The organism is Sinorhizobium sp. RAC02 (genome assembly GCF_001713395.1).
Lineage (GTDB): Bacteria > Pseudomonadota > Alphaproteobacteria > Rhizobiales > Rhizobiaceae > Shinella.
In genome coordinates, this window is sequence record NZ_CP016450.1 from 1,844,460 (window position 1) to 1,870,331 (window position 25,872).

General features: G+C 60.8%; 22 protein-coding genes. 7 read left to right on the plus strand and 15 right to left on the minus strand.

The features are described 5' to 3' along the window. Positions 1–31: 31 nt before the first annotated feature. The gene (locus BSY16_RS08885) at positions 32–2,341 is read right to left on the minus strand and encodes a Tex family protein (protein WP_069059324.1); all 2,310 of its coding nucleotides are present in this window, start codon (positions 2,339–2,341) and stop codon (positions 32–34) included. Between the two features lie 235 nt (positions 2,342–2,576). Between BSY16_RS08885 and BSY16_RS08890 the strand changes: the two genes are divergently transcribed. The 3 genes from BSY16_RS08890 to BSY16_RS08900 all read left to right on the plus strand — a co-directional run bounded on the left by BSY16_RS08890 (position 2,577) and on the right by BSY16_RS08900 (position 7,011). Continuing rightward, on the plus strand, positions 2,577–3,626 hold the full coding sequence (locus BSY16_RS08890; protein WP_069059325.1) for a polyamine ABC transporter substrate-binding protein: 1,050 nt from the start codon (positions 2,577–2,579) through the stop codon (positions 3,624–3,626). Beyond that, a complete protein-coding gene (locus BSY16_RS08895) occupies positions 3,613–5,976 on the plus strand; it encodes a putative bifunctional diguanylate cyclase/phosphodiesterase (RefSeq protein ID WP_069059326.1) in 2,364 nt (787 codons plus the stop codon). The genes BSY16_RS08890 and BSY16_RS08895 overlap by 14 nt, the downstream gene beginning before the upstream one ends. 69 nt (positions 5,977–6,045) lie before the next feature. After that, complete coding sequence (locus tag BSY16_RS08900) at positions 6,046–7,011, plus strand: glycerophosphodiester phosphodiesterase family protein (protein WP_069059327.1); 966 nt, start codon at positions 6,046–6,048, stop codon at positions 7,009–7,011. A gap of 4 nt (positions 7,012–7,015) precedes the next feature. On the opposite strand, the gene era is transcribed toward BSY16_RS08900, so the two are convergent. The 8 genes from era to rpoZ form a co-directional block, all read right to left on the minus strand. Beyond that, positions 7,016–7,960 (minus strand): GTPase Era, encoded by a 945-nt coding sequence (era, locus tag BSY16_RS08905; protein WP_069061454.1) that lies wholly within the window; start codon positions 7,958–7,960, stop codon positions 7,016–7,018. Positions 7,961–8,060: 100 nt separating this feature from the next. After that, on the minus strand, positions 8,061–8,774 hold the full coding sequence (gene rnc, locus BSY16_RS08910) for a ribonuclease III (RefSeq protein ID WP_069059328.1): 714 nt from the start codon (positions 8,772–8,774) through the stop codon (positions 8,061–8,063). Beyond that, on the minus strand, positions 8,771–9,514 hold the full coding sequence (gene lepB, locus BSY16_RS08915) for a signal peptidase I (RefSeq protein WP_069061455.1): 744 nt from the start codon (positions 9,512–9,514) through the stop codon (positions 8,771–8,773). The genes rnc and lepB overlap by 4 nt, the downstream gene beginning before the upstream one ends. Positions 9,515–9,607: 93 nt before the next feature. Further along, positions 9,608–10,018 (minus strand): holo-ACP synthase, encoded by a 411-nt coding sequence (gene acpS / locus BSY16_RS08920; RefSeq protein WP_069059329.1) that lies wholly within the window; start codon positions 10,016–10,018, stop codon positions 9,608–9,610. Continuing rightward, positions 10,015–10,608, minus strand: coding sequence for a DUF2062 domain-containing protein (locus BSY16_RS08925; RefSeq protein WP_069059330.1), 594 nt, complete (start codon positions 10,606–10,608; stop codon positions 10,015–10,017). Before BSY16_RS08925 ends, acpS begins: the two co-directional genes overlap by 4 nt. A gap of 108 nt (positions 10,609–10,716) precedes the next feature. Next, a complete protein-coding gene (locus BSY16_RS08930) occupies positions 10,717–10,869 on the minus strand; it encodes a DUF3563 family protein (RefSeq protein WP_069059331.1) in 153 nt (50 codons plus the stop codon). Positions 10,870–11,039: 170 nt separating this feature from the next. After that, entirely contained in the window at positions 11,040–13,268 is a 2,229-nt protein-coding gene (locus BSY16_RS08935) for a RelA/SpoT family protein (RefSeq protein ID WP_069059332.1), read from the minus strand. 113 nt (positions 13,269–13,381) lie between these two features. Beyond that, positions 13,382–13,786: a DNA-directed RNA polymerase subunit omega gene (gene rpoZ, locus BSY16_RS08940; protein WP_069059333.1), complete on the minus strand. Its 405-nt coding sequence runs from the start codon at positions 13,784–13,786 to the stop codon at positions 13,382–13,384. A gap of 411 nt (positions 13,787–14,197) precedes the next feature. Between rpoZ and BSY16_RS08945 the strand changes: the two genes are divergently transcribed. Beyond that, a complete protein-coding gene (locus tag BSY16_RS08945; RefSeq protein WP_069059334.1) occupies positions 14,198–14,773 on the plus strand; it encodes a LabA-like NYN domain-containing protein in 576 nt (191 codons plus the stop codon). A 204-nt stretch (positions 14,774–14,977) separates the two neighbouring features. Beyond that, on the plus strand, positions 14,978–15,445 hold the full coding sequence (locus BSY16_RS08950; RefSeq protein WP_069059335.1) for a hypothetical protein: 468 nt from the start codon (positions 14,978–14,980) through the stop codon (positions 15,443–15,445). Positions 15,446–15,468: 23 nt separating this feature from the next. Here the strand turns inward: BSY16_RS08950 and smpB are convergent, their stop codons facing one another. Continuing rightward, on the minus strand, positions 15,469–15,948 hold the full coding sequence (gene smpB, locus BSY16_RS08955) for an SsrA-binding protein SmpB (protein WP_069059336.1): 480 nt from the start codon (positions 15,946–15,948) through the stop codon (positions 15,469–15,471). A 1-nt stretch (position 15,949) separates the two neighbouring features. Beyond that, positions 15,950–16,834 carry a 4-hydroxy-tetrahydrodipicolinate synthase gene (gene dapA, locus BSY16_RS08960; protein ID WP_069059337.1) on the minus strand — a complete coding sequence of 295 codons (885 nt, stop codon included), beginning with the start codon at positions 16,832–16,834 and terminating at the stop codon, positions 15,950–15,952. 323 nt (positions 16,835–17,157) lie between these two features. On the opposite strand from dapA, the gene BSY16_RS08965 reads away from it, so the two are divergent. Continuing rightward, positions 17,158–19,227, plus strand: coding sequence for a lytic transglycosylase domain-containing protein (locus BSY16_RS08965; protein WP_069059338.1), 2,070 nt, complete (start codon positions 17,158–17,160; stop codon positions 19,225–19,227). 119 nt (positions 19,228–19,346) lie between these two features. After that, positions 19,347–20,237 carry an alpha/beta fold hydrolase gene (locus BSY16_RS08970; protein ID WP_069059339.1) on the plus strand — a complete coding sequence of 297 codons (891 nt, stop codon included), beginning with the start codon at positions 19,347–19,349 and terminating at the stop codon, positions 20,235–20,237. Between the two features lie 111 nt (positions 20,238–20,348). Here the strand turns inward: BSY16_RS08970 and BSY16_RS08975 are convergent, their stop codons facing one another. The 4 genes from BSY16_RS08975 to BSY16_RS08990 form a co-directional block, all read right to left on the minus strand. Then, positions 20,349–21,461: a porin gene (locus BSY16_RS08975; RefSeq protein ID WP_069059340.1), complete on the minus strand. Its 1,113-nt coding sequence runs from the start codon at positions 21,459–21,461 to the stop codon at positions 20,349–20,351. Between the two features lie 49 nt (positions 21,462–21,510). Next, complete coding sequence (locus tag BSY16_RS08980) at positions 21,511–22,479, minus strand: tyrosine-type recombinase/integrase (RefSeq protein ID WP_069059341.1); 969 nt, start codon at positions 22,477–22,479, stop codon at positions 21,511–21,513. Positions 22,480–22,648: 169 nt separating this feature from the next. Further along, on the minus strand, positions 22,649–23,713 hold the full coding sequence (locus BSY16_RS08985) for a porin (RefSeq protein ID WP_069059342.1): 1,065 nt from the start codon (positions 23,711–23,713) through the stop codon (positions 22,649–22,651). 634 nt (positions 23,714–24,347) lie between these two features. After that, a complete protein-coding gene (locus tag BSY16_RS08990; protein WP_171902397.1) occupies positions 24,348–25,700 on the minus strand; it encodes a calcium-binding protein in 1,353 nt (450 codons plus the stop codon). Between the last annotated feature and the right edge of the window lie 172 nt (positions 25,701–25,872).

Consider the following 25,872-nt stretch of genomic DNA (forward strand, 5'->3'; position numbering starts at 1 on the left):
TTCTGCCGTCAGCCATTAGGAAAATTTGGCCTTATTTTCGTTTCATCGCCTCGGCGAGTGCCGCACCGAATGCGCCCTGCGACGGTGCCTGCTGCTTCGGCGCCGCCTGGCTGAACTTCGGATTCATCTGCGCATTCTTGTCGTTGCGGGGGGCGTTGTCGCGGGCGGCTGCTGCACCGCCCTCCTTGCGCATGGTGAGCGCGATGCGCTTGCGGGGCACATCGACTTCGGTGACGCGCACCTTCACCACGTCGCCGGCCTTCACCACCTCGTGCGGGTCCTTGATGAAACGGTCGGCGAGCTGCGAGACATGCACGAGGCCGTCCTGATGCACGCCGATATCGACGAAGGCGCCGAAGGCGGCGACATTCGTCACGGTGCCTTCCAGCAGCATGCCGACCTTCAGGTCCTTGATGTCATCGACGCCATCGGCAAAGGTCGCGGTCTTGAATTCGGGGCGCGGGTCGCGACCGGGTTTTTCCAGTTCGGCGAGGATGTCCTTCACCGTCGGCAGGCCGAAGCGCTCGTCGACGAACATTTTTGGATCCAGCTGCTTGAGAGCCGCGCTGTCGCCCATCAGCGTGCGCACGTCGCGGCCGCAGGCGGCAACGATCTTCTTGGCGACGCCATAGGCTTCCGGATGTACCGAGGACGCGTCAAGCGGCTCCTTGCCGTTCGGGATGCGCAGGAAGCCGGCACACTGTTCGAAGGTGCGGGCGCCGAGGCGGGCGACCTTCATCAGCTCCTTGCGGCTTCCAAACGGCCCATTGGCGTCGCGATGCGAAACGATCGCCTCCGCCGACGACTTGCCGAGGCCCGAGACGCGGGCAAGCAACGGGGCGGAGGCCGTGTTGAGATCGACGCCGACAGCGTTCACCGCGTCTTCCACCACGGCATCCAGCGAACGCGAAAGTTTGCCCTGATCGACATCGTGCTGGTACTGGCCGACGCCGATAGACTTCGGCTCGATCTTGACGAGCTCGGCCAGCGGATCCTGGAGACGGCGCGCGATGGAAACGGCGCCGCGCAACGAGACGTCGAGGTTGGGGAATTCGGCCGCTGCCGTCTCCGAGGCGGAATAGACCGAAGCACCGGCTTCCGAAACGATGACTTTTGTCGGCTTCGGCGCTGGAAGCTGGGCCAACATATCCGCCACCAGTTTTTCGGTTTCACGGCTGCCGGTGCCGTTGCCGATCGAGATCAGCTCCACCTTGTGCTTGCGGATAAGGCTTGCAAGCTCCGCCTGCGTGCCGCGCACGTCGTTCTTCGGCGGGAAGGGATAGACCGTCGTCGTCTCAAGCACCTTGCCGGTGTTGTCGACCACCGCGACCTTGACGCCGGTGCGGATGCCCGGATCGAGGCCCATCGTGGCGCGGGTGCCGGCGGGTGCGGCAAGCAGCAGGTCCTTGAGGTTGCGGGCGAAGACGCGGATCGCTTCCTCTTCCGAGCGCTCGCGCATCTCCCGCATCAGGTCGAGCGAGAGCGACATGGAGAGTTTCACACGCCAGGTCCAGCCGATCACCTCGGCGAGCCACTTGTCGCCCGGCTTCGTGCCGACCGCATAGAAGGAGGCGATGATGCGCTCGACGGGCTTGACCGGCTCGACATTGTCCTGGTCGACGATGATATCGACGGACAGGAATTCTTCGTTCCAGCCGCGCAGCATGGCGAGCGCGCGATGGCCCGGCACCGTTGCCCAGCGTTCGGTCTGGTCGAAATAGTCGGAGAACTTGGCACCGGCCTCCTGCTTGCCTTCCACCACGCGGGACCGGAGATAGGCGTTGCCCTTCATGTACTCGCGCAGGCGCTTCAGCAGGTCGGCGTTTTCGGTCAGCTGCTCGGCGACGATGTCGCGCGCACCCTCAAGCGCCGTCTTGACGTCCGGCACGTCGGCCGACAGGAATTTTCCCGCCAGGTCCGCGGGCACCAGCGCGCGGTCGGCCAGGATCTGCTCGGCGAGCGGGCCGAGGCCGCGTTCGCGGGCGATTTCCGCCTTGGTGCGACGCTTCGGCTTATAGGGCAGATAGATGTCTTCGAGCTCGGCCTTGGTCGTGACGGCGGCGATCTTGGCGCTGAGCTCGTCCGTCAGCTTGCCCTGCCCCGAAATTGACTCGAGGATCGAGGTCCGGCGGGCTTCCAGTTCGCGCAGATAGGTCAGCCGTTCGGCAAGATTGCGCAGCTGCGTATCGTCAAGCCCGCCCGTCACTTCCTTGCGGTAACGCGCAATGAAAGGAACAGTGGCGCCCTCGTCGATGAGGCCGATGGCGGCGGTCACTTGCGCGGAGGTCGCCTTGATTTCGGCGGCGATCAGGTTCGCGATCTTGAGCGGGGTCGGGGCCATGGGGAACTCCTCTGGGGTGACGCACGGGCGGCGGGGGCGACCATAGTGCGCGGCTTCCGACAGGCCAACCGAAAGGCTGCTCACAGGCGGGCACGTCCACAATATATCACGTCCGGTGGCCGCCGTCAGAACCATGCCATGGTTGAACATAGGCCATGACGGGCTCTTGGGTTGTAACCCTTCATAAAGTCTTGCCGACTATCCTGCCCAACGTAGCGGCAACGGGGCCTTCGACATGCGCGGAATGTATCTTGCAGCAGTCTCACTGACGGCCCTTGCGGCTGCCGGCCCCGCGGGCGCGGCAACGCTTAACCTGTTGATTTGGGAAACATATATCGACGAGAAGATCCTCGCCGACTTTGCGGCCGAGACCGGCGTCGAGGTCCGCCAGACCTTCTACGACAGCGGCGATGTGCGCGACGAAATCCTCGCCGATCCCAACAGCAATGTCGATGTTGTCGTGACCAACGAGAACGGCGCGAAGCTTTACGGCAACCGTGGCGTCATCGCGCCACTGAACACCCAGAATGTTCCATCCCTGAAGGACTACACCGAAGACTGGACAAAACGCTGCGGCGGTTTCGGCGTCCCCTACCTCTGGGGCACGATGGGCATCCTCTATCGCTCCGACAAGATCACCACGCCGCCGGTCTCCTGGGCCGAGATGATGACGCCCGACGAAAGCCTGCGCGGCCATATCGCCATGTATGACGATCATGCCGAGGCCTTCGTCGCACCGCTCGTGCTGCTTGGAAAGTCGGTGAACGCCAACGATAACGAAACACTGAAGGCCGCCTACGAGCTGATGAAGGCGCAGGCGCCCTATGTGCTGACCTACGACTACGTCGTCACCTCGATCCAGAGTGCCGACAAGGGGCCGAATATCTACATGGCGCTCGGCTATAGCGGCGACCAGTATACGCTGAACGAGAAGGTCAGCATGCCCGGCCTCTGGCGCTACGTCGTCCCCAAGGAAGGCACGTTGTCCTGGCTCGACTGCATTTCCGTCAGCGAACGCTCGAAGAACAAGGACCTGGCGCTGAAGCTGGTCGATTACATCAGCAATGCCAAAAACGGCGCGCGCAACGCCATCAAGCTCAACATGCCGACCGCAAGTACAACGGCCCTCGCCCTGCTGCCGGAAGACATGCGATCCAATCCCGAAATCTATGCCGCACCGGAAATCCTGGCAAAGAGCCAGTTTCAGGAGGAACTGACCGTTCAATCGGTCCAGGCCCGCCGCCGCATCATCAGCAGTCTGGCTCAATTCAGTGACGCTCGGTAAACGCGCCCTCTCCCTCATCTTTCCGGTCGTCCTGGCGGGTTACGTTCTCGCGGCCTCGCTTATCTACTATTTCCAGAGTTCATCGATCCTCGGGCTTGAGCGTGCGCGCCTCTGGCAGCAGATGGGCTTGCTCACCGCCGTCTTCCAGAACGACGTGACACAGAACCGCAGCTTCATCTACTCGCTCGTCGAGGGCGGCGCAGTGCGCCTCTTCGTCAACGAGCCGGATGCGGCCTATCGCAACACCGCACTCGGCGTACGACTGCAGCAAAGCATCACCTCGCTCTCCGACGACCGCAAGCGCTTCATCTCGGTCGCGATCATCCGCCCTCCGCTGACCGTCGACTACTATTTCGAAGACAGCGACGATCCGTTCGCCGAAATCACGCGGCAGCAGCTCGACCATGCCCGCCAGATGATCGATAGCCCGCGGCTCTCGTCCTGGGCCTTCATCGATGCGCCGGAAATCGAGCCGCTGATCGTGCATTCGGAATTCATCGACCCGCTGACCTTCAATCGGCCCGTGGCGAGCGCCAAGCGCGACTCGATCCTCGTGCAGACCGCCGTGCGGCCGAAGGCCTTTCTCGACATGAAGCGGGCGCTTGAAAAGGAGTATGGTGCGAAGATCGAGATCGGCCAGCACCAGTTCCTGGCACAGGGCGCGCTTTCGGCAACGGCGTCGTTGAGCCCCTCGCTCTTCGCCCGCCTGACGCCCGACGCAACCTTTTTGGAAAACCGGCTCTCGACGCTGAAGTCCCTGCTCGCCCTCGGCGCCGTGGCACTCAGCCTCTGCACGATCGCTCTCGTGCTCGGGCTGGTGCGCCGCTACATCACCAATCCAATCGCCCGGCTCGACCGCCAACTCACCGACGTGATGACGGGCAACCGCAGTGCGCTGCCGGAGATGAACGAAATCGGCGAGATCGGCCGCCTTTCGGCAAACGTCAAGCGGCTGCACGACCAGTCCATACAGTCCTTCGACCTTGTGCAGAACGCCTCCTGGACGGACACGCTGACCGGCATTTCCAACCGCGAATATTTCAATATCCGGTCCACGCAGATCCTCGAAGAGGCGGAAGCCGAGGACATCGGCTGCACACTGCTGTTCATCGACGTCGACAATTTCAAGTTCGTCAACGACAAACACGGCCACAAGATCGGCGACGAACTGCTGAAGACGCTGGCCGACCGTATCTCGACCATCGTCGACCGTATCGTTTCCGAGCGGGACCTGCCGAACGGTCTCTTCGCCCGGCTATCCGGCGACGAATTTGCCATCATGCTGCGCTGCCAGCCGGGCGGCGGTACGATCACGGAAATCTCGACCGCTATTCTTGCGCTCTTCGCCGAGGGTTTCGAGGTGCTGGAAAAGGCCTACCCGGTCACCGCCAGCATCGGCATCGCCGTCTATCCGGAAGATGCCTTGACGCTGCCTGAACTCGTCGCCAATGCGGACGCGGCCATGTACCAGGCCAAATCCCAGGGCAAGAACGGGTCGGCGCGCTACTCCCGCTCGCTGCACGAGAAACGCAACCGCCAAACCCGAATCGAGGAAGAACTGCGCCTCCTCGAGCCGGACAACGAATTCCATCTCGTCTACATGCCGATCGTCGATGGCCACGGCAAGGTGACGGGCTGCGAGGCGCTGCTGCGCTGGAACTCTCCGGTGCTCGGCCGCGTGACGCCGGACGAGTTCATCCCGATTGCCGAAACCACCGGCCTGTTCAGCAAGATCGACTGGTGGGTGATCGACCAGGCGATGAGCCAGCATGCCCAGCTCAAGAAGCTCTTCGGCGCGGAGACGATCCTCTGCATCAACATCTCGTCGGCAGAACTCTATACCAAGTCGATCAGCACCCATTTCTGCGAATGTGCCGACCGGCACGGCGTCAATACCCGCCTGATCGAGATCGAATTGACGGAAACCTTTGCCGTGAAACTCGGCGAACAGTCGCGCCGCAACATCGAGATCCTGCGCGCCCGTGGCTTCCGCATCTCGATCGATGATTTCGGTGCAGGCTACACCTCGGTTCAGCAGATTATCGAATATCCGGCGGAGACCATCAAGCTCGACCGGGAACTCGTCGAAAGCCTCTCGCGCTCTGCCGCCCTGCCGACGCTGCGCGCGCTCATCGCGCTCTGCCACGCGCAGGACATGTCGGTGATCGCCGAAGGCGTCGATACGACGGAGAAGATGGCGCTGCTTGCCGCTGCCGGCTGCGATCTCTACCAGGGCTACCTGATCAGCCGCCCTCTCCCCCTCGAGGAGATTGGGATCTGGGCGATGCAGCGGCTTGTGGAACAGGCCCGCGACGCTGCCCATAATCCGGAACGCCGCGCCCGCGCCTGACCATTTTCCACGGCTTGCCGCCCTCCCGTCCTGCCCCTATCACTCTGCCGGGGCAACAGGAGGAGTTTCATGAAAAATGCGCCGATCTTCGTGCTGGGCCTTGCCCTGCTCATCTGGTCCTTCAACAGTTCCCTGATCGCCAGTGCGCCGGAAGGCGAAACCAGGCTGCTGGCGCATCGCGGTGCCCATCAGGCATTCGGCCATGAGGGTGTCGAGAACGATACCTGCACGGCGACGCTGATCGACCCACCGAGCCACGACTATCTGGAAAACACGATTGCCGGCATGCAGGCGGCCTTTGCGGCGGGTGCCGAGGTGGTCGAGATTGATGTGCACCTGACGCCGGACAAAAAGTTCGCAGTCTTCCACGACTGGACGCTCGATTGCCGCACGGACGGCAAGGGCGTGACCGAGGAGACGGACAGCGCGGTACTGAAAGCGCTCGACATCGGCTATGGCTATACGGCAGATGGCGGCAAGAGCTATCCGTTCCGCGGCAAGGGCGTCGGCCAGATGCCGATGCTGGAGGAGGTCTTTGCCGCCAATCCGGCAGGCAAGCTGCTGATCAACTTCAAGAGCCGGCGGGCGGAGGAAGGCGAAGTGCTCGCCGCGCTGCTACAGGCCAATCCGGCGTGGCGGGACAAGGTTTTCGGCGTCTATGGCGGTGCGGAGCCGACGGACGCGACACTCGCCGCCATTCCGGTCCTGAAGGGTTACACCGGCAAGTCAGCCATGTCCTGCCTCATGCGCTACCTGGGCACCGCCTGGATCGGCTACGTGCCGGAGGCCTGCCGCAACACCCTGGTACCGGTGCCAAGCAACTACGCCTGGCTGCTCTGGGGCTGGCCGAACCGCTTCATGACGCGCATGAAGGATGCCGGCAGCGATGTCATCCTGGTGGGTCCCTATTCGGGCGGCGGAACGGTTGGCATAGACACGGCTGCGCAGGTCGAAAACCTGCCGGAGCAATTCCCCGGCTATATCTGGACCAACCGCATTCTGGAGATCGGGCCGGCCGTCAAGGCACGGCCCTGATCCGTCAGGACCTGGGGAATTCGAGGCCCATCTCGCGGAAGCGGGCCGGGTCGTCGCCCCAGTTCTCGCGCACCTTCACGAAGAGGAAGAGGTGCACGGTCTGTTCGAGGATTTCCGACAGTTCCTTGCGCGAGGCGGTGGAGATCGCCTTGATGGCGTCGCCATTCTTGCCGAGCGCAATCTTCTTCTGGCTGTCGCGCTCGACATAAATCACCTGCTCGATACGCACCGAGCCGTCCTTGCGCTCTTCCCACTTCTCCGTCTCGACATGCGAGGAATAGGGAAGCTCCTGATGCAGGCGCAGGAACAGCTTTTCGCGGGTGATTTCGGCGGCGAGCTGGCGCATCGGCAGGTCGGAAATCTGGTCTTCCGGATAATACCACGGCCCTTCCGGCAGCTCGGCAGCGAGGTAATCCATCACGTCTTCGCAGCCTGAGCCGGTGGTCGCCGAGATCATGAAGGTGCGCTCGAACTTGACAACCTCGTTGGCCGCGGCCGCAAGCTTCAGCAGGTCTTCCGGGTTCACCCGGTCGACCTTGTTCAGAGCGAGAATCTTCGGCTGGTGGACTTCCTTGAGGCCTTCCAGGATCGTCGTCGCGTCCCCCTTGAGGCCGCGCTCGCTGTCGATCAGAAACATGATGAAGTCGGCATCCTTGGCGCCGCCCCAGGCGGTCGTCACCATCGCGCGGTCGAGCCGGCGGCGCGGCTTGAAGATGCCGGGCGTGTCCATGAACACGATCTGCGCGTTGTTGTGGATGGCAATGCCGCGCACGATGGCGCGAGTCGTCTGCACCTTGTGGCTGACGATCGACACTTTTGCGCCAACGAGGCGGTTGACGAGCGTCGACTTGCCGGCATTCGTCGCGCCGATGAGCGCCACGAAACCGGAATGGGTCGGGCCAGCGTCGGTCGTGCTGCTTTCAGCGGGGTTTGCGTTTTCTTCGGTCATGATATCCGTCAATCCTGGGGCATTTCCGCGAAATGCTCCATCCGTTGTTTCTAGCAATTCTCGACAAGCAAAACCGCACCGCGCCTTTGCTGGAATTGCTCTAGGCGCTGCCCTTGGGCCAGACGCCTTCGCGTTCCAAAATCTTCGTCGCGGCCGCCTGTTCGGCGGCCCGTTTCGAGCGGTCGATGCCGGTTTCCGGCGCGACGCCCTTGATATCCACCGTCACGGTGAAGCGCGGGTCGTGATCCGGCCCAGCCCGCTCGTCCACGCGGTAATTCGGCGTCAAGCCGAAGCGGGCATGCGCCCATTCCTGCAATTCGGTCTTGGCGTCGCGCCGCGCGCCTTCCGCGCGCGCCGCCCTGCCCTGCCAGTTGCGCAGGATAAAACCCCGCGCCGCTTCCAGCCCGCCGTCGAGATAGATCGCGGCGATCAGCGACTCTACCACATCGGCCCGCACATTCAGCATGGCTTTTCCGGTGAGTTTCTTGACGTCAGCGCCGGTGCGAATGAAGCGATGCAACTCGAGGTCATCCGCGACGGCAGCACAGCTTTCGGCGCTGACAAGCTGGTTCAGGCGAACCGAAAGCTCGCCCTCCTTCGCATCGCGAAACGTCCGGAACAGCATCTCGGCAATGCAGAGCCCGAGCACACGGTCGCCCAGGAATTCCAGCCGCTCATAATTGCTGCCCTTGCCCGGACGCGCGCTCGCATGCGTGATCGCGCGATCAAGCCGGTCCTTGTCGGTGAAGACGTAGCCGATCAGGTCCTCAAGAGCGTTACGGTTGCTCGCGTTCAGCGGGATAGCGCCTTTCATTCAACAGCCTTGAAGAGGCGGTCCCACCGCAGGTTCGTCGGCCATTTCCAGATTTCGCTGAAGGACGTGTCGTTGCCGAGCGAGAAGAAGATCAGGCTGGCGCGGCCGATCAGGTTTTCCGCCGGGACGAAACCGACGTCGAAGCGGCTGTCTGCCGAGTTGTCGCGGTTGTCGCCCATCATGAAATAATGACCTTCGGGCACGATGAATTCGCGCGTGTTGTCGCCGACGGTGCCCGGACGGGTGTCCAGCGTGTCATAGGTCACGCCGTTATCCATGGTTTCGCGGAACACCGGCACGTCTTCGCCCGTATCGTACTGGTCGTCGGCGCGGAAGAAGCCGTTGTGCTCGCGCTTCACCGCCACGCCGTTCACAAAAAGCTCGCTGTCGCGCACCTGGATGCGGTCGCCCGGAAGGCCGACGAGACGCTTGATGTAGTCGATGTCCGGGTTCGGCGGAAAACGGAAGACGACGATGTCGCCACGCGTCGGCTCGCTCGCGAAAATGCGGCCGGAAAACAGGTTCGGCGAGAACGGCAGCGAGTACTTCGAATAGCCGTAGGAGAACTTGTTGACGAAGAGATAGTCGCCAACGAGCAGCGTCGGCATCATCGAGCCCGACGGAATGGTGAAGGGCTGGAAAAGTACGGTGCGGATCACCACGGCGAGCAGCAGCGCCTGAATGATGACCTTGACGTTTTCCCACAGGCCGCTCTGGGCCTTTTCAGTCTTCTCTGCCACGCCGGATCTGTCCTTATCTGCAAACATGGGGCCCTCTATAGAGGAAAGGTTGTCGGTTGGAAATCGTATCGGTCAAAAAGACGCGAAAGCCGGTTATCCGGGCGTTGCGACCGGCAGCGCTTCAATGATCACGAAAGCTTGTGCCAGTGGAAAATCGTCGGTGATGGTGATGTGGATGCGCGCCTCGTGGCCCGCGGGAAGCATTTGCGCCAACCTCTCCAGCGCGCCGCCGGTCAAGCGCATAGTCGGCTTGCCGCCCGGCAGGTTGACGACGCCCATATCCTTCCAGAAAACGCCTTGCGCCAGCCCGGTGCCAAGCGCCTTGGAACAGGCCTCCTTGGCGGCGAAGCGCTTGGCATAGGAGGCCGCACGGTTCTTGCGCCCGTCGGACTTCGCCCGTTCGATGTCGGTGAAGCAACGCTCCGTGAAGCGCGTGCCGAAACGCTCCAGCGACTTCTCCACCCGGCGGATGTCGATGAGGTCGCTGCCGATACCGATGATCATAGGGAAGTATCTCCACGGGAAAGGACGGGCGTGGACGCGGCAATCGTCGCGCGTTCCAGAAGCCGGGCATGACGGCGCGCCCGAAAGGAGCGCACGACGAAACGTGTGGCCACATAGGCGAGGAAAGCCGCCGAGACGCCGAGAATGCCGGCGCCTGCGAGCATCGGCTTCAACACCGGTTGCCAGAGTTCGGAAAGCTCAAGATGTTCCAGGCGATGGAAAAGCTCGCTCGCCGTGACCGCCTCTGCGGTTGAGATGCCGAGCAGCACTTCGCCCAGCCGGAAGGTCGCGAGCGCAATGAACGGAATGGTCAGTGGATTGGCGATGGTCGTCGCAAGCGCTGCGGCGAGCAGGTTGCCCGCCATCAGGTAGGCAAGCGCAAGTGCCAGCAAGACGTGGAAGCCGATAAGCGGCGTGAAGGCGGAAAAGATGCCGGCCGCGACACCCGCCGCCACCGCATGCGGCGAGGCGGAAAGACGCAGGATTCGCTTGGCGAGGTAACGCGCCGGACGCGTCAACCCCTTGCGCGGCCAGAAGAATTCCCGCAACCGGTCGGCCCATGTGGCCTTTATTCGGCGTCTGAACAACATGATGCAGACATAGCCGATCCGTTAGTGGCATTTCAATGGCGCCCTCATGGCGCCAGCAGCGGCGATCGCCGTGGCGCATTTGAGGTGCGCCACACGGATCCGTGGATTTTAGTAGGACTTGCGGAAGAGGCCGCGGTCGATCTGACGCTGGCGGTATTCCAGGTCGATCCGGTCGATGGCGCCATTGAGATAGGCCATTTCGCGGTCGTCGGCATTCGGTACGCGCAGAGCGCGGGCAAAGTTCTTGATCTGCTTCAACATTGGTAAACCTCTTACGGTTGACCTCCCGAGACAGAAGATAGGATCAACACCCCAAAGGCACCAGCGACACTATGCCAACACAGCCATGCGAACAGCGCATAACGCCTGGTTAAATCTTGGGCAAACCTGCCTTTTTCAAGGCAGGTTGCCACAATTTTGCATAGAAACTGTCATGTGAAGACGCGGCTGATCGTCGAGACGCACTGAAGCTCCTTGAGCTGGCCCATCAACTGGTTCAACTGGCGGAGATCCCAGACCTCGAGGTCGATATGCACCTCGGTGAAGTCCGTCGCCACGCGTGTCATCGACATGGAGCGGATGTTGACGTCGCTGGTGGCAATCGTCTGGGTGACTTCGGCCAGCGTGCCCGGCTCGTTCAGCGCGTTGATCACGATGCGCGCCATGAAGCGGGTGTTGTTCGCCTCGTCGAGATCCCAGCGAATGTCGATCCAGCGCTCCGGCTCGTCATCGAACTTTTGCAGCGCCGGCGACTGGATCGGGTAGATGGTGATACCCTTGTCCTTCTCCATGATGCCGACGATACGGTCCCCCGGCACGGCGCCGCCGGCGGAGAAATGCACCTCCGCATTGCCGGAAAGACCGCGAATCGGCAGTGCCTCGGGACCCGTTTCCGATGCGGCCCCTTCGAGGGCCGCCTTTGTCTTGCCCGGCAGCTTGAACACCATGCCGGCAGCGCTGCGCATGTTGAACCAGCCGTCGTCCGAGCTCGGCTTCACCGTGACGCGCTCGTCCTGATAATCCGGGAAGACGGCGCGCAGCACGTCGAGCGAGGAGAGTTCGCCGCGCCCGACCGAGGCGATCGCATCCTCGACCTCCTTCTGGCCGAGACGATGCAGCACGGGCTTCAGGCCATCGCGGGAGAAGGATTTTCCGGCACGCTCGAAGGTGCGCTCCAGAATGCGGTAGCCGAGGCCGGCATATTGTTTGCGTACGGCAGCGCGCGTGGCGCGGCGGATCGCGGCGCGCGCCTTGCCGGTGACGACGATCTCTTCCCAGGCCGGCGGCGGCACCTGGATGCCCGAGCGGATGATCTCCACCTCGTCGCCGTTGCTGAGGCGGGTGACGAGCGGCATGATGCGGCCGTTGATCTTGGCGCCGACGCAGGTATCGCCGACATTGGTGTGCACGGCATAGGCAAAGTCGATCGGCGTCGCGCCGCGCGGCAGGGTGATCAGCTGGCCCTTCGGCGTGAAGGTGAAGACCTGGTCCTGGAAGAGTTCGAGTTTCGTGTGCTCGAGGAATTCTTCCGGATTGTCGCCTTCGGCGAGCGCTTCGATCGTCCGGCGCAGCATGGCATATGCGTTGGAGCGCGGCGATCGGACGACTTCGCCGTTCGGCGTTTCCTTGTCCTTGTAGAGCGAATGGGCGGCGATGCCGTATTCGGCGATCTCGTGCATGCGCTTGGTGCGGATCTGCAGTTCGATACGCTGGCGCGACGGGCCGACGATCGTCGTGTGGATCGACTGGTAGTCGTTCTGCTTCGGCGTCGAGATATAGTCCTTGAACCGGCCCGGCACGACGCGCCAGCGCGTGTGCACGATGCCGAGTGCCGCGTAGCAGCCGGGAATGTCGTCGACGAGGATGCGGAACGCATAGACGTCGGAGAGCTGCTCGAAGGAGAGCGACTTCGACTGCATCTTGCGGAAGACCGAATAGGCCGTCTTCTGGCGGCCCCTGACCAGCGCATCCTCGAGACCGTTGGTGACGAGCAGCTCACGCAATTCCTCCTCGATCTTGCGGATCAGGCCCTCGTTGCGCTGGGAGAGTTCTTCCAGCTTGCGCGTGACGGTCTCGAAGGCTTCCGGATTGATATGGCGGAAGGAAAGGTTTTCCAGCTCCTCGCGCATATCCTGCATGCCCATGCGGCCGGCGAGCGGCGCATAGATGTCCATCGTCTCTTCCGAGATGCGCGCGCGCTTTTCCGGCGTCATATGGTCCAGCGTGCGCATGTTGTGCAGCCGGTCGGCGAGCTTGACCAACAGCACCCGCACATCGTCGGAAATGGCGAGCAGCAGCTTGCGCAGGTTTTCCGCCTGCTTGGCCTTCTTGGACACAAGATCGAGCTTCTTGATCTTGGTGAGGCCTTCGACCAGCGCGCCGATATCCTCGCCAAACAGCTCATCGATCTCGGCGCGGGTCGCGCTGGTATCCTCGATCGTGTCGTGCAGCAGCGCCACCGCGATGGTCGATTCGTCGAGGCGCATGTCGGTGAGAATGGCGGCGACTTCGAGAGGATGCGAAATATAGGGGTCGCCGCTCGCCCGCTTCTGCTGACCATGCTTCTGCATCGCATAGACATAGGCCTTGTTCAGCAAGGCCTCATTGGCGTCCGGCTTGTATTTCTGAACCCGTTCGACGAGTTCATATTGACGCATCATCCTCGGTCGGCTCCCTTCCCCGCATCCGCGGGGGCAAACAAAAAGTGCGCCCCGATCCTATGAGGGGCGCACCGACATTCGCAATATCAAAGGTTTCGGTAAAGGGACCGAAATCAGTAATCGTCACTCTTTTCCGGCGGAACGAGACCTTCGATGCCCGCGAGCAACTCTTCTTCCGACATGCGGTCGAAGGTGATCGTTTCCGGCTGGTCCTCGTCTTCGTTGGACGCGGCCGTCGCCGAATCGGCATCAGCAACCAGGCTTGCCGGATCGGGCTCGGGCTCATCCACTTCAACATGCTTCTGCAGGGAGTGGATCAGGTCTTCCTTGAGGTCGTCGGGCGAAAGGGTTTCGTCAGCGATCTCACGCAGCGCCACGACAGGGTTCTTGTCGTTGTCGCGATCGATGGTGATGGCGGCGCCCTGCGAGATGAGGCGGGCGCGATGGCTTGCAAGAAGAACCAGCTCGAAGCGGTTGTCTACCTTGTCAATGCAATCTTCAACGGTGACACGGGCCATTGCCTGTCCTTTGTGATCGAGAATTTCAGGAGTTTGCATGCCCGATACAGGCATCGGGCGCAAAATTCAAGTTTTTCCTTGCCCGCACCTCCGGCAATGGGTGTCGTAAGGCTGCCCATGTAATTTCCGGTTGAACACTGACGTTACGGGAGGTCAAAAACGAAAATATCCGACAAATACGTTAAGACGCGGGAACTATTCTTCATTTTGGCACATTCCGATTGAGCTGAAACGATGCCGGTGGGAAAAATCGCAGGCGCAACTTAAGTTTGCTTGGAAAGCACGCCGCACTGCCCTAAATGAAGATTATATGAAAAAGAGTTAATTCAACTGGATATTGCATCCGGAACGGATAACACTTTGACGAAAACCACCTATTTACCTCAACATCCATTTCAAGGATTGCCTGACATGTTCGATCCCCGCGAGAAAATCGCCCTCTTCATCGACGGTGCAAATCTCTATGCGGCTTCCAGAACACTCGGTTTCGATATCGACTACAGGAAACTCCTGAAGGCCTTCCAGAAGCGCGGTTATCTCCTGCGTGCCTACTATTATACGGCGCTCATCGAGGACCAGGAGTATTCGTCGATCCGCCCGCTGATCGACTGGCTGGATTACAACGGCTACAAGGTCGTCACCAAGCCCGCCAAGGAATTCACCGACTCGCTCGGCCGCCGCAAGATCAAGGGCAACATGGATATCGAGCTGGCCATCGACGCGATGGAGCAGTCCGAGACGGTCGACCACTTCGTCATCTTCTCCGGCGACGGCGACTTTACCTCGCTCGTCGAAGCGTTGCAGCGCAGGGGCCGCAAGGTCTCCGTCGTCTCGACCATGCAGACCCAGCCGCCGATGATCGCCGACGATCTTCGCCGCCAGGCCGACTATTTCATCGACCTCGGCACGCTCAAGGCTGAAATCGGCCGCGACCCGTCCGAACGTCCGCAACGGGCGGTAGACCCCGTGGAAACCGTCGCCGACTGAGACATACGCCTCGGAAAAGAACACAAACCCCGGCCTGAAACAGCCGGGGTTTTCTGCTTTTTTGCGCGCAAAAGCCTGAAAACCAACGGTTTCAAGGCTTCGTTAAACATCGATTCAATTACCATTGCCCGGCATCAAGGTTCTTCAAGACTCGCCTGATATTCCCAATACCGTACAGTCATTTCGCATTGGAATATCAGAACGATGGTCGACGCAGTATCCTTCTCGGCAAACAGCTATCGGGCCGCATCAAACGTGCTCGATCTGCGCTCGACCACGCCCGAAACCCGGCCAGCCGTCGCGGCTCTTGCCGCGCTTGCCCTGCCGCAGCCGGTCACCCGGGTTTCGACGCCGTCGGAAACGGCGGAAGACATCGGTGATCTGAGCTTCCTCTACGCGCCGAATGGCCTGCCCGGCGTCTCCACCCTGCCCGCCTACGCGGTCCCGCCTTCGCAGGCGGCGACGAACGAACGCGTCACGGCCGAGCGCAACCCGACCGCACGCCTCGCCATCGAGAGCACCGACCTCAACAGCCTGATGTCGTCGTTCCTCACCCGGACCCCGAGCGCCAACCCCGCTCCGTCGCCGGACGTGCCTGCCGAGACCAACAGTGCACAGGCAGCGCGCACCGCCCAGCAGTCGGTGATCGCACAGCTCTATAGCCAGTTCTAAAAGAGTAACGTCTAAGACGTGGATTAGCCACGGTCGCGCAGAAGACGACCCTTCTGGCGATTCCAGTCGCGTTCCTTCTCTGTCTCGCGCTTGTCGTGCAGCTTCTTGCCCTTGGCGAGCGCGAGCTCAATCTTGGCGCGCCCGACATCGTTGAAGTAGACTTTCAACGGCACGAGGGTCATGCCTTCCCGGTTGATGGCGATACGCAGGCGCTGAATCTCGCGCTTGGAGAGCAGAAGCTTACGCCGCCGGCGGGTCTCGTGGTTGAAGCGATTCGCCTGGAGATACTCCGGCAAATACGAATTGATCAGCCAGATTTCACCGCCTTCGTCCGAGGCGTAGGATTCCGCGATGTTCGCCTTGCCCTCGCGCAACGACTTGACCTCCGTGCCGGTCAGCACCAGACCGGCCTCGTAGGTATCCATGATCTCGTAGTTGAAGCGGGCCTTCCGGTTCTCCGCTACAACCTTCTTGATCGTCGCTGGGCGTGCTTTTGTTGCCATATCAGTTCAACAGACCGGCATGACGAAGGGCCGCGTCGATGGCTGCCTCCGTGCCAGGTTCCAACGTCGGCAGCAGCGGCGAGCGCACGAAGCGGCTCATGCCGCGGCTGCGGTTCAGCGCGTATTTCGCACCGCACACCCCTGGCTCCAGGAAGATCGCCTTGTGCAGCGGCATCAGCTTGTCCTGGTATTCCAGGGCCCCGGCATAGTCGCCGGCAAGCGTTGCGTTCTGGAATTCTGCGCAAAGGCGTGGCGCGACATTGGCCGTGACCGAAATGCAGCCGACGCCGCCATGGGCGTTGAAGCCGAGCGCGGTCGCGTCCTCGCCGGAGAGCTGGACGAAATCCTTGCCGCAGGCGATGCGCTGTTCCGAGACACGCTCGATCTTGCCCGTCGCGTCCTTGACGCCCAGGATCGACGGATGCGCCTTGTGCAGCGCGCCCATCGTCTCCGGCGTCATGTCGACGACCGAGCGGCCGGGGATGTTGTAGATGACGATCGGCAGCTTCACGCTCCCGGCAATCGCCGCAAAATGGGCGAAAAGCCCCTTCTGCGTCGGCTTGTTGTAATAGGGCGTCACGACGAGGATCGCATCCGCGCCGGCCTTTTCGGCGTGCTGTGCGAGATCGATCGCTTCCTTCGTGTTGTTCGAGCCGGCGCCGGCGATCACCGGAACGCGGCCGGCAGAAACCTTGATGCAGAGCTCCACCACCCGTTTGTGCTCGTCGTGCGACAGCGTCGGCGATTCGCCGGTGGTGCCGACCGGGACGAGGCCGTGGCTGCCTTCGCCGATCTGCCATTCGACATGCGCGGCAAACGCGTCCTCATCGACGGCGCCGGCATCGGTAAACGGGGTGACGAGAGCGGGAATGGATCCCTTGAACATCGAGAACTCCTGAGGCCACAGCCGCCCGGGGGCTTACATGCTTTGGCCGTATTCCGTGGTTAAAAACGCTGGCACAATAGTCGTGCGATTGTCATGCGGCAAGCGGCGTTACGGGCGTTTTTCATGCACAATCAAGGCGGAAGTAACGTTGGGCACGCGAATATTCGCTTCGCATGATCCGTCGACAGGAATGCGCTTGCCTTCACGGCTTAGTGAGGGCCGCCATTAAGGTTTCGTTAAGGCAATAAAGGGTTAATGATTGTCAAAGATCAGGTGGAAAGTGACGGTCAGACGCGCCGCCTGCCAGGCATCCGGGACATGATATGATCTCGACGAACAGTTTCGCCCTTTGCGCCCTGCTGCTTGCCGGAATTGCCGGCCTCGCGTTGCGCTCCTCGCCCGTAGAGGCGGAAAATACCGGAATACCTGCGATAAAGCCGCTCGGCTTTGCCGCCGACATGCCGTCGAAGGACGTCATCACCAATGCCATTCCGCGGCTGGACACTGCGGAGCCGGTCAGTGCTGCGTTGCGCGACGGCCTCGATGCCCTTTCCAACCGGGATGCCGCAGCCGCCATGGCTGCACGCGACCGCTTGGCCTCCGACAGCCTCGACCGGCATATCCTGACCTGGGCGATTGCCGTCTCCGGCCAGCGTGGCGTGCCCTCCTGGGAAATTGCCGCCGCCCAGCGCGAGCTGAAGGGTTGGCCCGGCCTGAAGGCGCTGCGCGCCAATTCCGAACGGGCGCTGGCCCGGGAAAACCCGCCGGCCGGCGATGTGCTTGCGGCCTTCGGCACGACACGCCCCGAAACGGCGGAAGGTGCTGTCGTGCTCTCCCGCGCGCTGGTGGCAACGGGCAATGCGGCGCGCGCTGGCGAAATCCTGCGGTCCTTCTGGCAGAAGGAGACACTCTCCAGGGACACGGAGAACAAGGTTCTCGATGAGTTCGGGACCCTGCTGACCGCCGCCGACCACAAGATACGCATGGAAATGCTGCTGTATCGCGATCGGGCCGACCAGGCGCAGCGTTTCGGCGATCTCGGCAAGGCGCAATCGCTTTATCGTGCCTGGGCCGCCGTCATCCGCAAGAACAAGACGGCAGGCGAGCTGATCAAGGCTGTCGATGCAGGCTGGCAGAAGGATCCAGCCTATACGTTCCTGCGCATCCGCTATCTTCGCAACAAGGAAGAATACCGCGCCGCCGGCAAGCTCTTTTCCGCGATGCCCGAGGATCCGGCGCGCCTCGTCAATCCGGGCGCGTGGTGGAACGAGCAGCGCATCGTTAGCCGCGGCCTTGCCGATCTCGGCGACTATCGCGACGCCTACCGGGTGGCCGCCCGCCATGGCGCGGATGACCCGACGGATATTGTCGAGGCGGAATTCCATGCCGGCTGGTACGCCCTGCGCGACCTCGGCGATGCCAAGGTAGCGGCAAGTCATTTCCAACGCATCCTGCAGACCTCCGACCGCCCGCTCTCCGTGTCCCGCGCCTGGTACTGGCTCGGCCGCGCGGCGGAAAAGGGCGGACCGGGGGATGCGAAGGAGTATTTCACCAAGGCCGCCACCTATCCGGGCACGTTCTACGGGCAGCTTGCCGGAGCCCGGCTTGGCCACAAGGCGCTCAATGTTTCCTACCCTACGCCGTCGCCGGAAGAGCGCGCACGCTTTCAGCAGCGCGAGGCCGTCAAGGCAATTGCTCGCCTGCAGGCCGCCGGCCACGGCTGGCGTGCCGAAAGCCTGTACCGCGCACTTGCCGGTGAGTTGATGAACCCCGGCGAACTTGCCCTTCTTGCCGCGCAGGCGGAAAAGGGTGCCAATCACCAGCTCTCGCTGCAGGTCGGCAAGATCGCCTTCGGGCGCGGCATCGATGTCGCGGCCCTCGCCTTCCCCATCGGTGTCATTCCCGATGGCGCCAACATTGCCGGCTCCGGCAAGGCGCTCGCCTATGCCATCGCGCGCCAGGAAAGCGCCTTCAACCCCGCCGCCGTCTCGCCCGCCAACGCGCAGGGCCTGTTGCAATTGATGCCGGGCACCGCACAGGGTGTGGCGAAACGCTACGGCCTTGCCTATTCCAAGGAACGCCTGACGACCGACGCCGCCTATAACGCGACGCTCGGCGCGCATTATCTCGGTGAGCAGATCAGCGATTTCGGCGGCTCCTACGTCCTGACCTTCATCGCCTACAATGCCGGCCCGCGCCGCGTGCCACAATGGATCGCCCGCTACGGTGACCCGCGCGGCAAGCCGATCGACGAGGTCGTCGACTGGATCGAGCGCATCCCCTTCTCCGAAACGCGCGGCTATGTGCAGCGTGTCATGGAAAACTATCAGGTCTACAAGACCCGGCTCGGCCAGACGGCGGATATCGTGCACGATCTCAGCGTCGGGCGCTGAGAGCGCTCGGAGCCACCATCTCGTTCATACGGCGCCCGCGCTCATGCGCCTTGTCCTGGCGTTGCCGCCTGTCTACGCTGTCCGCCACGTTGTAGGCAGCGCACGACAGGGATCAAACCATGGATGCATTTGAAAGCCGCTTCTTCACCGCGGAAGACGGATTGAGGCTTCACGCCTGTATCTACCCTACCAGCGAGAGGCTGGATGCTGCCAAGGACGGCCTCCCCGTCATCTGCCTACCCGGTCTCAGCCGCAATGTGCGCGACTTTCACCAGTTTGCACTGCTCGTCGCGCAGGATCCCACTGCACCCCGCCGCGTCATCGCACTCGACTATCGCGGCCGCGGGCTATCGGATTACGATCCGAACCCGGAAAACTACAATATCGGCATCGAGTGCCGCGACGTCATTACCGTCTGCACGGCGCTCGGCATCTCCCGCGCCATCTTCGTGGGAACCTCGCGGGGCGGGCTCATCCTGCACATCATGGCCGCATTGACGCCTGACCTTATAGCCGGCGCGGTCCTCAACGATCTCGGCCCGGAAATCGAAGCCGAGGGCCTGCGGGAAATCCGTGACTACCTCTCCAGGCGTTCATCACCCGCCAACATCGAGGAAGCAGCAGAGGGGCTGGCGCGCATCCACGGCTCTGCCTTCCCCGCCCTCTCCCGTGCGGACTGGCTCGAAATGGCCGAAGCGCTCTACGCTGAAAAGGACGGACGGCTTGTCACGGACTACGACCCAAAACTGACGGATCAGCTACAGGCAATCGATTTCTCGAAACCGCTGGCGACCCTATGGCCGCAGTTCGAGCTGTTGGCAAAAGTGCCGTTGCTCGTGGTGCGTGGTGACCGTTCGCGCCTGCTTTCCCGGGCAACTCTCGCCCGCATGGCCGCACATTCCTCACGCGTCAAAACCGTGAATGCGCCGGGACAGGGCCACGCACCACTCCTGCACCATCCGGGCATCTTTTCGTCTGTCCGGGACTTTCTGGTGAGGCTCAGCGGCTGAACGCGGACGCTACACGATGCTCACACCGCGCGGTTCGACATTTTCCCGCCCAAACAAAAAAGACCCGGCTCGAAAGCCGGGTCTCCCATCACTGACAGAAGTCAGATCAGATTAGAACGAGCGCTGAAGACGGACGAAGCCGCTCCAGTTGGAGTCTTCGCGCGTGTCGAGATCTTCGTACTGAACGCTGACCTTCGTGGTCAGGTCCTTGACGATTTCGTAGTCGAGCGTCACGCCAGCCTTCCAGCCGTCGTCATCAAGGAAGTCGCCATCAAGCGTACCATCGGTACCGAAGCCGGCAGGATTCAGGTTGCCGAAGTACTGAGCGCCGGGGGTGATCGAGAACTTCTCGTTGATCTGCGCCTTATAGGAGGCAGCGATCGACCACTCAGACGCGTTCCAATAACGGTTCGCACCAGATGCCCAGACAGCGAATGCCTGGAGCTGGCCCGGGCCGAGATCGGCCGAGATCAGGCCGCGGATAGCAGCTTCTTCAGCGTCAAAGTCGTAGGAAGCGAGCAAGTCAGCGGAAACGGCACCAAAGGCACCGGAGACCTGAGCCGAAATACCCCAGTCGTCAGAGAGCTTCGAGAACGAACCATTGTTAGCCCAGCCGCCCGGATCAAGGCGATCCGCACGATCGGTCTGATTGAAGGTCTCGAGAGCAGCCGAAGCCGAGAATGAGCCAGCTTCATAGGTGTACGAAACAGCATTGTAGATAGCACCGAAGCCGCTGTCGTTAAGGTCGGTTTCGCCGTTGATGCCCTTATCCCAGTAGCCGTAGAACCAGCCAGCGCGGAAGCCGCCGAGCTGCAGCCACGCGCCATCAAGCTCAACGCCCGAACCATCGGAGTCAGCCTGGATATCGATGTGACCGGTCAGCGTGCCGAGTTCGGTGTCGCTCTTGGCATCAAGAGAGATGTAACCACGGCTGAAAGCCTTGTAACCGTCATCCGTGCGGGATTCCAGAAGACCCGTAACCGGGTTGACCCGCGTCTCCGTGACGCCGTCCTGCTTGAAGTCAGCCTGGAAACGAACGTAACCGCTGATCTGCAGGCAGGTTTCGGTACCCGGAATGTAGAAGTAACCCGTGCCGAATGCGTCGCAAACGCGAACGTATTCCATGGGCTCCGGCTCGGCAGCGACGATAGCGTCGGCAGCCTGGGCGCCGGATACTGCTGCGAGAGCTGCAGCGGAGCCGATAAGAAGGCTCTTAATGTTCATTTCTGACCTCCAGTCAGAATTTGGCATCTCGCTGGGGTGTAATCCGTTATCAGTCCCCGTCGTCGGGTGCGTCGTGCGACGGCCGCGGTTCAGCAGCTCGCTCAAGAATCGGTACGCACATATCAAGGTCGTGCGAGGCGAGATGAGCGTATCGCATAGTCATCTGCAGGGTTTGGTGTCCGAGCCATGTCTGTACGCGGCGAAGGTCTACGCCGCCTTGAACCAGGCGTGACGCGCATGTGTGGCGGAGGACGTGGGGTACAACGTCACTATCTCCTCCAAGCCCGACCACCTCCTTTGCACGGTTCCATTCGGCCCGGAAGTGTTGCTGGTCAATATCGACAAACGGACCGCGTTTGGTTTTATCAGATGCCTTGATTGCAGCTAAAGCGCGAGATGTAAGTGGAACGGAGCGGCTTCGTCCACCTTTGGTAATCCAGAACGTTACTCTTCGATTTTGGATGTCGGCCCACCTGAGTCCAATCCCCTCGCCTAATCTCGCTCCTGTATCAACCAAGAAAATGCAGAAGCGCGCATAGAGTTTATTGCGTAAGGAGATAGCTTCAAAGAGGCGCGCCTCCTCATCGGGTTCGAGGAATCGAATTCGTCCCGCTTTCTCCTTTTGGCGCTTGAACTCGGGAAGACTATGGATGTCACCCATCTTGTAGGCTTTCCGCAACAGCTTGCTAAGCGCAGCCATCTTTCGATTGATGGTCGCGTTGCTGTTGCCGCGTTTGCGGAGTGCCCCAACAAGCCTGTCGATCATTTCATCGGTAAAAACGTTGAATTCGCAGCCAAGCAGGATTTCATCGAGTTCGAGCACAAAGGCAGTCACATTGTATTTGTGTGACCCTGGCTCCCATATAATATCGACGTACCGCGTCAGCAGCGTCTTCAGAGAGACGTCCTTTACCGATCGGATCGGCGCTCCCAGAGAGAATTGGTAATGTACTTCGTACGTACCAACCGACGCTCCCTTGACGTCGTCTTTGTCCTCTCTCTTGCTATACCGGCCCATTGCGGTCCCACCTACTGCAGGCAGGAGAGTGCGCGATGGTCTCAAAAGGCTTGCAACAGAATTCGTCCCGACGGCGGCTTTTCCACAACAGGTAAACAGCAGATGTGTCTGAAACGAAACGGCCCGCGTTGTTTCCAACGCGGGCCGCTGTATCCGATACTAGATCAGATTAGAACGAGCGCTGAAGACGGACGAAGCCGTTCCAGTTGCCATCGTCTTCGCCGTCTACGTCGTCATACTGAACGCTGACCTTGGTGGTCAGGTCCTTGACGATTTCGTAGTCGAGCGTAACGCCAGCGCGCCAAGCGTCGTCGTTGCCGAAGTCCGAACCCTTCCAGTCCGGGCCGTCGACGTTGAGGCCCGTGCCGCCGAGGCTACCGAAGTACTGGAAGCCGGGGGTGATCGAGAGCTTCTCGTTGATCTGAGCCTTGTACGAAACGGCTGCCGACCACTCGGAGATCGCCCAGTAACGGTTCGCATCGGAAGCCCAGACAGCGAATGCCTGCAGCTGGCCCGGGCCGATGTCAGCCGAGATCAAGCCGCGGAGAGCAACTGCTTCAGCGTCGAAGTCGTAGGAAGCGAGCAGGTCAGCGGAAACGGCACCGAAGGCACCCGAGACCTGAGCCGAAACGCCCCAGTCGTCAGACCACTTGGAGAACGCCTGGCCAGGGACGTCCTTATCCGAGAAGTCGTTGAAGTTGTCGATCGCAGCCGAAGCCGAGAAAGCGCCAGCTTCATACGTGTAGGACACGGAGTTGTAGATCGCCGAGAAACCGGAGTCGTTGATGTCGGTTTCGCCGTTGATGCCCTTATCCCAGAAGCCGTAGAAGTAACCGGCCTTGAAACCGCCGAGGCCGATCCAGGCGCCATCGAGCTTCGTCTGACCGTCGTTGGAGTCAGCCTGAAGGTCGATATGACCGGTCAGCGTGCCGAGCTCGGTGTCGCTCTTCGCGTCGAGCGAGATGTAACCACGGCTGTTGTAGTTGTAGCCGTCTTCTTCGCCGTCAGCGCCCGCGACGTCCTGAGCGAAGTTCATCTGGAAACGAACGTAGCCGCTGATCTGCAGGCAGGTTTCGGTACCCGGAATGTAGAAGTAACCCGTGCCGAATGCGTCGCAAACGCGAACGTATTCCATGGGCTCCGGCTCGGCAGCGACGATAGCGTCGGCAGCCTGGGCGCCGGATACTGCTGCGAGAGCTGCAGCGGAGCCGATAAGAAGGCTCTTGATGTTCATTTCTGACCTCCAGTCAAAAAGTTTCAAACGGGTCTGGGTTTTTTGCTGAAGGACAGCGTTCCCTGCCCCATACCCAAGTTCAGGAAGCGGACGATCAACCGCCCCTTCTTCCGAGGTTGAAAATACAAGACGCGGTTCCGTAAGCAATCTCCAAACTGAAAGGAGGCGGGATTTGTGTCAGCCTTCGCCCCGCGCTGTTGCGCAAAGGACACAAAATGGCGAAGCGGATCGCTAAAAGTTTATGGATCATTAACAAAATGCCTTATGAAGCGGGCACTTAGCGACCACGCCCCGACTGACGGAGACGTCATAACCGCGGCAGGAAGTGGGCAAACCCCGCGCTATAAGGTGGCGGCCCGACCGTTTTGGCGCGCTCGTCCCTCTCTGTCGTCGCCCGAAAGCTAGGGAAACCGAGAATCGGAAGGTGCGACTCGGCGAAGCGATTCGAGCTGAGTCGCTGGGCGGAGGGCTAAGAGGACCCTAGCAACCCGACGTCGAAGGATATGATCCGCGGGGCGTCACAACAGCCGATCACGGTGCCGCTTCCGGCACATCGCCCCAGAAACTGTAAAGGCCCCGCACGAAGCGAGGCCTTATGAAGAAAGGGCAGGCACCTCGGTTCGATATCCTTAAACTACAAAATGAAGTCGGAGGCTTTTAGATCGATCGTACCGTCAAGTCGGATTGAAAAGTCGATGCCAGCGTCACCGTTCAGGTCGCCGTAGAGGAAGGTATCGCCGCCTTTCTTCAAATAGCGAAGCTCTCCGGCCTTCTCGCTGAATTCTTTCGTTCCGACGAAAGTGAAGGCCTGATTGCCAGCAATCGTCGAACGCGCGTCGATTTCGGACAGGTCGATCTTGTCTTTCTCGGTTCGCGAGAAATCGTAGATCGTGTCCCGGGAGATCACCAGGCTGTCCTTATAGGACTTCAGGACAAACATGTCCGCGCCGCTACCGCCATAGAGTTTGTCTGCTCCCAATCCGCCGATCAGCTTGTCATTGCCCCCACCGCCTTTGAGCGTGTCGTTGCCGGCGGCGCCGGACAGTGTATTGCGACCGGAATTACCGGCGATAACGTTGTTGAGTGCGTTGCCCGTACCGTTCAAATCACTCGCCGTCTTCAGCACGAGATTTTCGACATTCGCGACCAGGGCATAGCTTATCAGAGCGTTGACGATATCTGTGCCTTCGTTTGCCTTTTCCGTGACGACATCCCGCGCGTCCTCGACAACGAACGTGTCGTTGCCAAGCCCTCCGAACATGCGGTCGGCGCCCGCCCGCCCGTCGAGAACGTTTGCGGCGCTGGTTCCCACCAACGTGTTGTTAAGGGCGTTGCCAGTGCCATTGAGCGCCTTTGACCCCGTCAGGGTCAGGACGTCGACATTGTTCGAAAGCGTGTAGGAAACGGAACTAAAAACCCGATCGTATCCTTCGCCGGCATATTCCCAGACGACATCGCGAACATTATCGACATGGTAGGCATCGTCCCCTTCCTCGCCAAGCAGGATATCCCGCCCGGCACCACCATCGAGATCGTCGTTGCCACGTCCGCCGATGATTGTGTCGTCCCCATTGTAACCGAACAGGGAATCGCCAAGCCCCTCCCCCACAATCCTGTCGTCGCCGTTGAAAATAAGCGCGGCGATCTGCCCGGCGGTCAAGGACCCATCGAAATTGATCAAATCGAGACCAAATCCCGATATTCTGTAGGAACCAAGCTCCTCATCGTCGTAAAACGTCCGCCATTGATAGTCGAATTGCGTGACGATTCCGGTGAAAGATGTCAGTTCAAATGTGTCAGGATCAACAATATACTCAAATTCACCCGTGAAAGTATATTGATACTCCTCATATACACTCCACATTTCCGCATAATATATTTCATCTGTCGTCGTCGTCCCTGGTTCTAATTGTGTCTCCGCCTTCCACATTTCGAGAAAATCGAGACCAACACCCTTCGTTCCACCGGATCCGTAAAAAACAGCCATATACCCATCCCTCACATATTGTCGATCTTCATGTTGCATGCCGTTTACACGAAAACCAATTCAAACCAAGGCGGAATACCGCATGCAGAACAAAACCTCACCCCCCAACTGGAGTATACTCGTTGCGGCGATTTCTTTTTGCTTTTCCTGGGCTGAGACCCTACCAATCAAC

Coding starts and splice junctions, on each gene's coding strand:
- BSY16_RS08985 (WP_069059342.1), bottom strand. CDS start 23,713: ATGAACATCAAGAGCCTTCTTATCGGCTCCGCTGCAGCTCTCGCAGCA.
- BSY16_RS08885 (WP_069059324.1), bottom strand. CDS start 2,341: ATGGCCCCGACCCCGCTCAAGATCGCGAACCTGATCGCCGCCGAAATC.
- rpoZ (WP_069059333.1), bottom strand. CDS start 13,786: ATGGCCCGTGTCACCGTTGAAGATTGCATTGACAAGGTAGACAACCGC.
- BSY16_RS08890 (WP_069059325.1), top strand. CDS start 2,577: ATGCGCGGAATGTATCTTGCAGCAGTCTCACTGACGGCCCTTGCGGCT.
- BSY16_RS08980 (WP_069059341.1), bottom strand. CDS start 22,479: ATGGGCCGGTATAGCAAGAGAGAGGACAAAGACGACGTCAAGGGAGCG.
- BSY16_RS08965 (WP_069059338.1), top strand. CDS start 17,158: ATGATCTCGACGAACAGTTTCGCCCTTTGCGCCCTGCTGCTTGCCGGA.
- BSY16_RS08990 (WP_171902397.1), bottom strand. CDS start 25,700: ATGGCTGTTTTTTACGGATCCGGTGGAACGAAGGGTGTTGGTCTCGAT.
- BSY16_RS08900 (WP_069059327.1), top strand. CDS start 6,046: ATGAAAAATGCGCCGATCTTCGTGCTGGGCCTTGCCCTGCTCATCTGG.
- rnc (WP_069059328.1), bottom strand. CDS start 8,774: ATGAAAGGCGCTATCCCGCTGAACGCGAGCAACCGTAACGCTCTTGAG.
- BSY16_RS08925 (WP_069059330.1), bottom strand. CDS start 10,608: ATGTTGTTCAGACGCCGAATAAAGGCCACATGGGCCGACCGGTTGCGG.
- BSY16_RS08975 (WP_069059340.1), bottom strand. CDS start 21,461: ATGAACATTAAGAGCCTTCTTATCGGCTCCGCTGCAGCTCTCGCAGCA.
- BSY16_RS08935 (WP_069059332.1), bottom strand. CDS start 13,268: ATGATGCGTCAATATGAACTCGTCGAACGGGTTCAGAAATACAAGCCG.
- BSY16_RS08930 (WP_069059331.1), bottom strand. CDS start 10,869: ATGTTGAAGCAGATCAAGAACTTTGCCCGCGCTCTGCGCGTACCGAAT.
- smpB (WP_069059336.1), bottom strand. CDS start 15,948: ATGGCAACAAAAGCACGCCCAGCGACGATCAAGAAGGTTGTAGCGGAG.
- era (WP_069061454.1), bottom strand. CDS start 7,960: ATGACCGAAGAAAACGCAAACCCCGCTGAAAGCAGCACGACCGACGCT.
- BSY16_RS08950 (WP_069059335.1), top strand. CDS start 14,978: ATGGTCGACGCAGTATCCTTCTCGGCAAACAGCTATCGGGCCGCATCA.
- dapA (WP_069059337.1), bottom strand. CDS start 16,834: ATGTTCAAGGGATCCATTCCCGCTCTCGTCACCCCGTTTACCGATGCC.
- BSY16_RS08945 (WP_069059334.1), top strand. CDS start 14,198: ATGTTCGATCCCCGCGAGAAAATCGCCCTCTTCATCGACGGTGCAAAT.
- BSY16_RS08970 (WP_069059339.1), top strand. CDS start 19,347: ATGGATGCATTTGAAAGCCGCTTCTTCACCGCGGAAGACGGATTGAGG.
- acpS (WP_069059329.1), bottom strand. CDS start 10,018: ATGATCATCGGTATCGGCAGCGACCTCATCGACATCCGCCGGGTGGAG.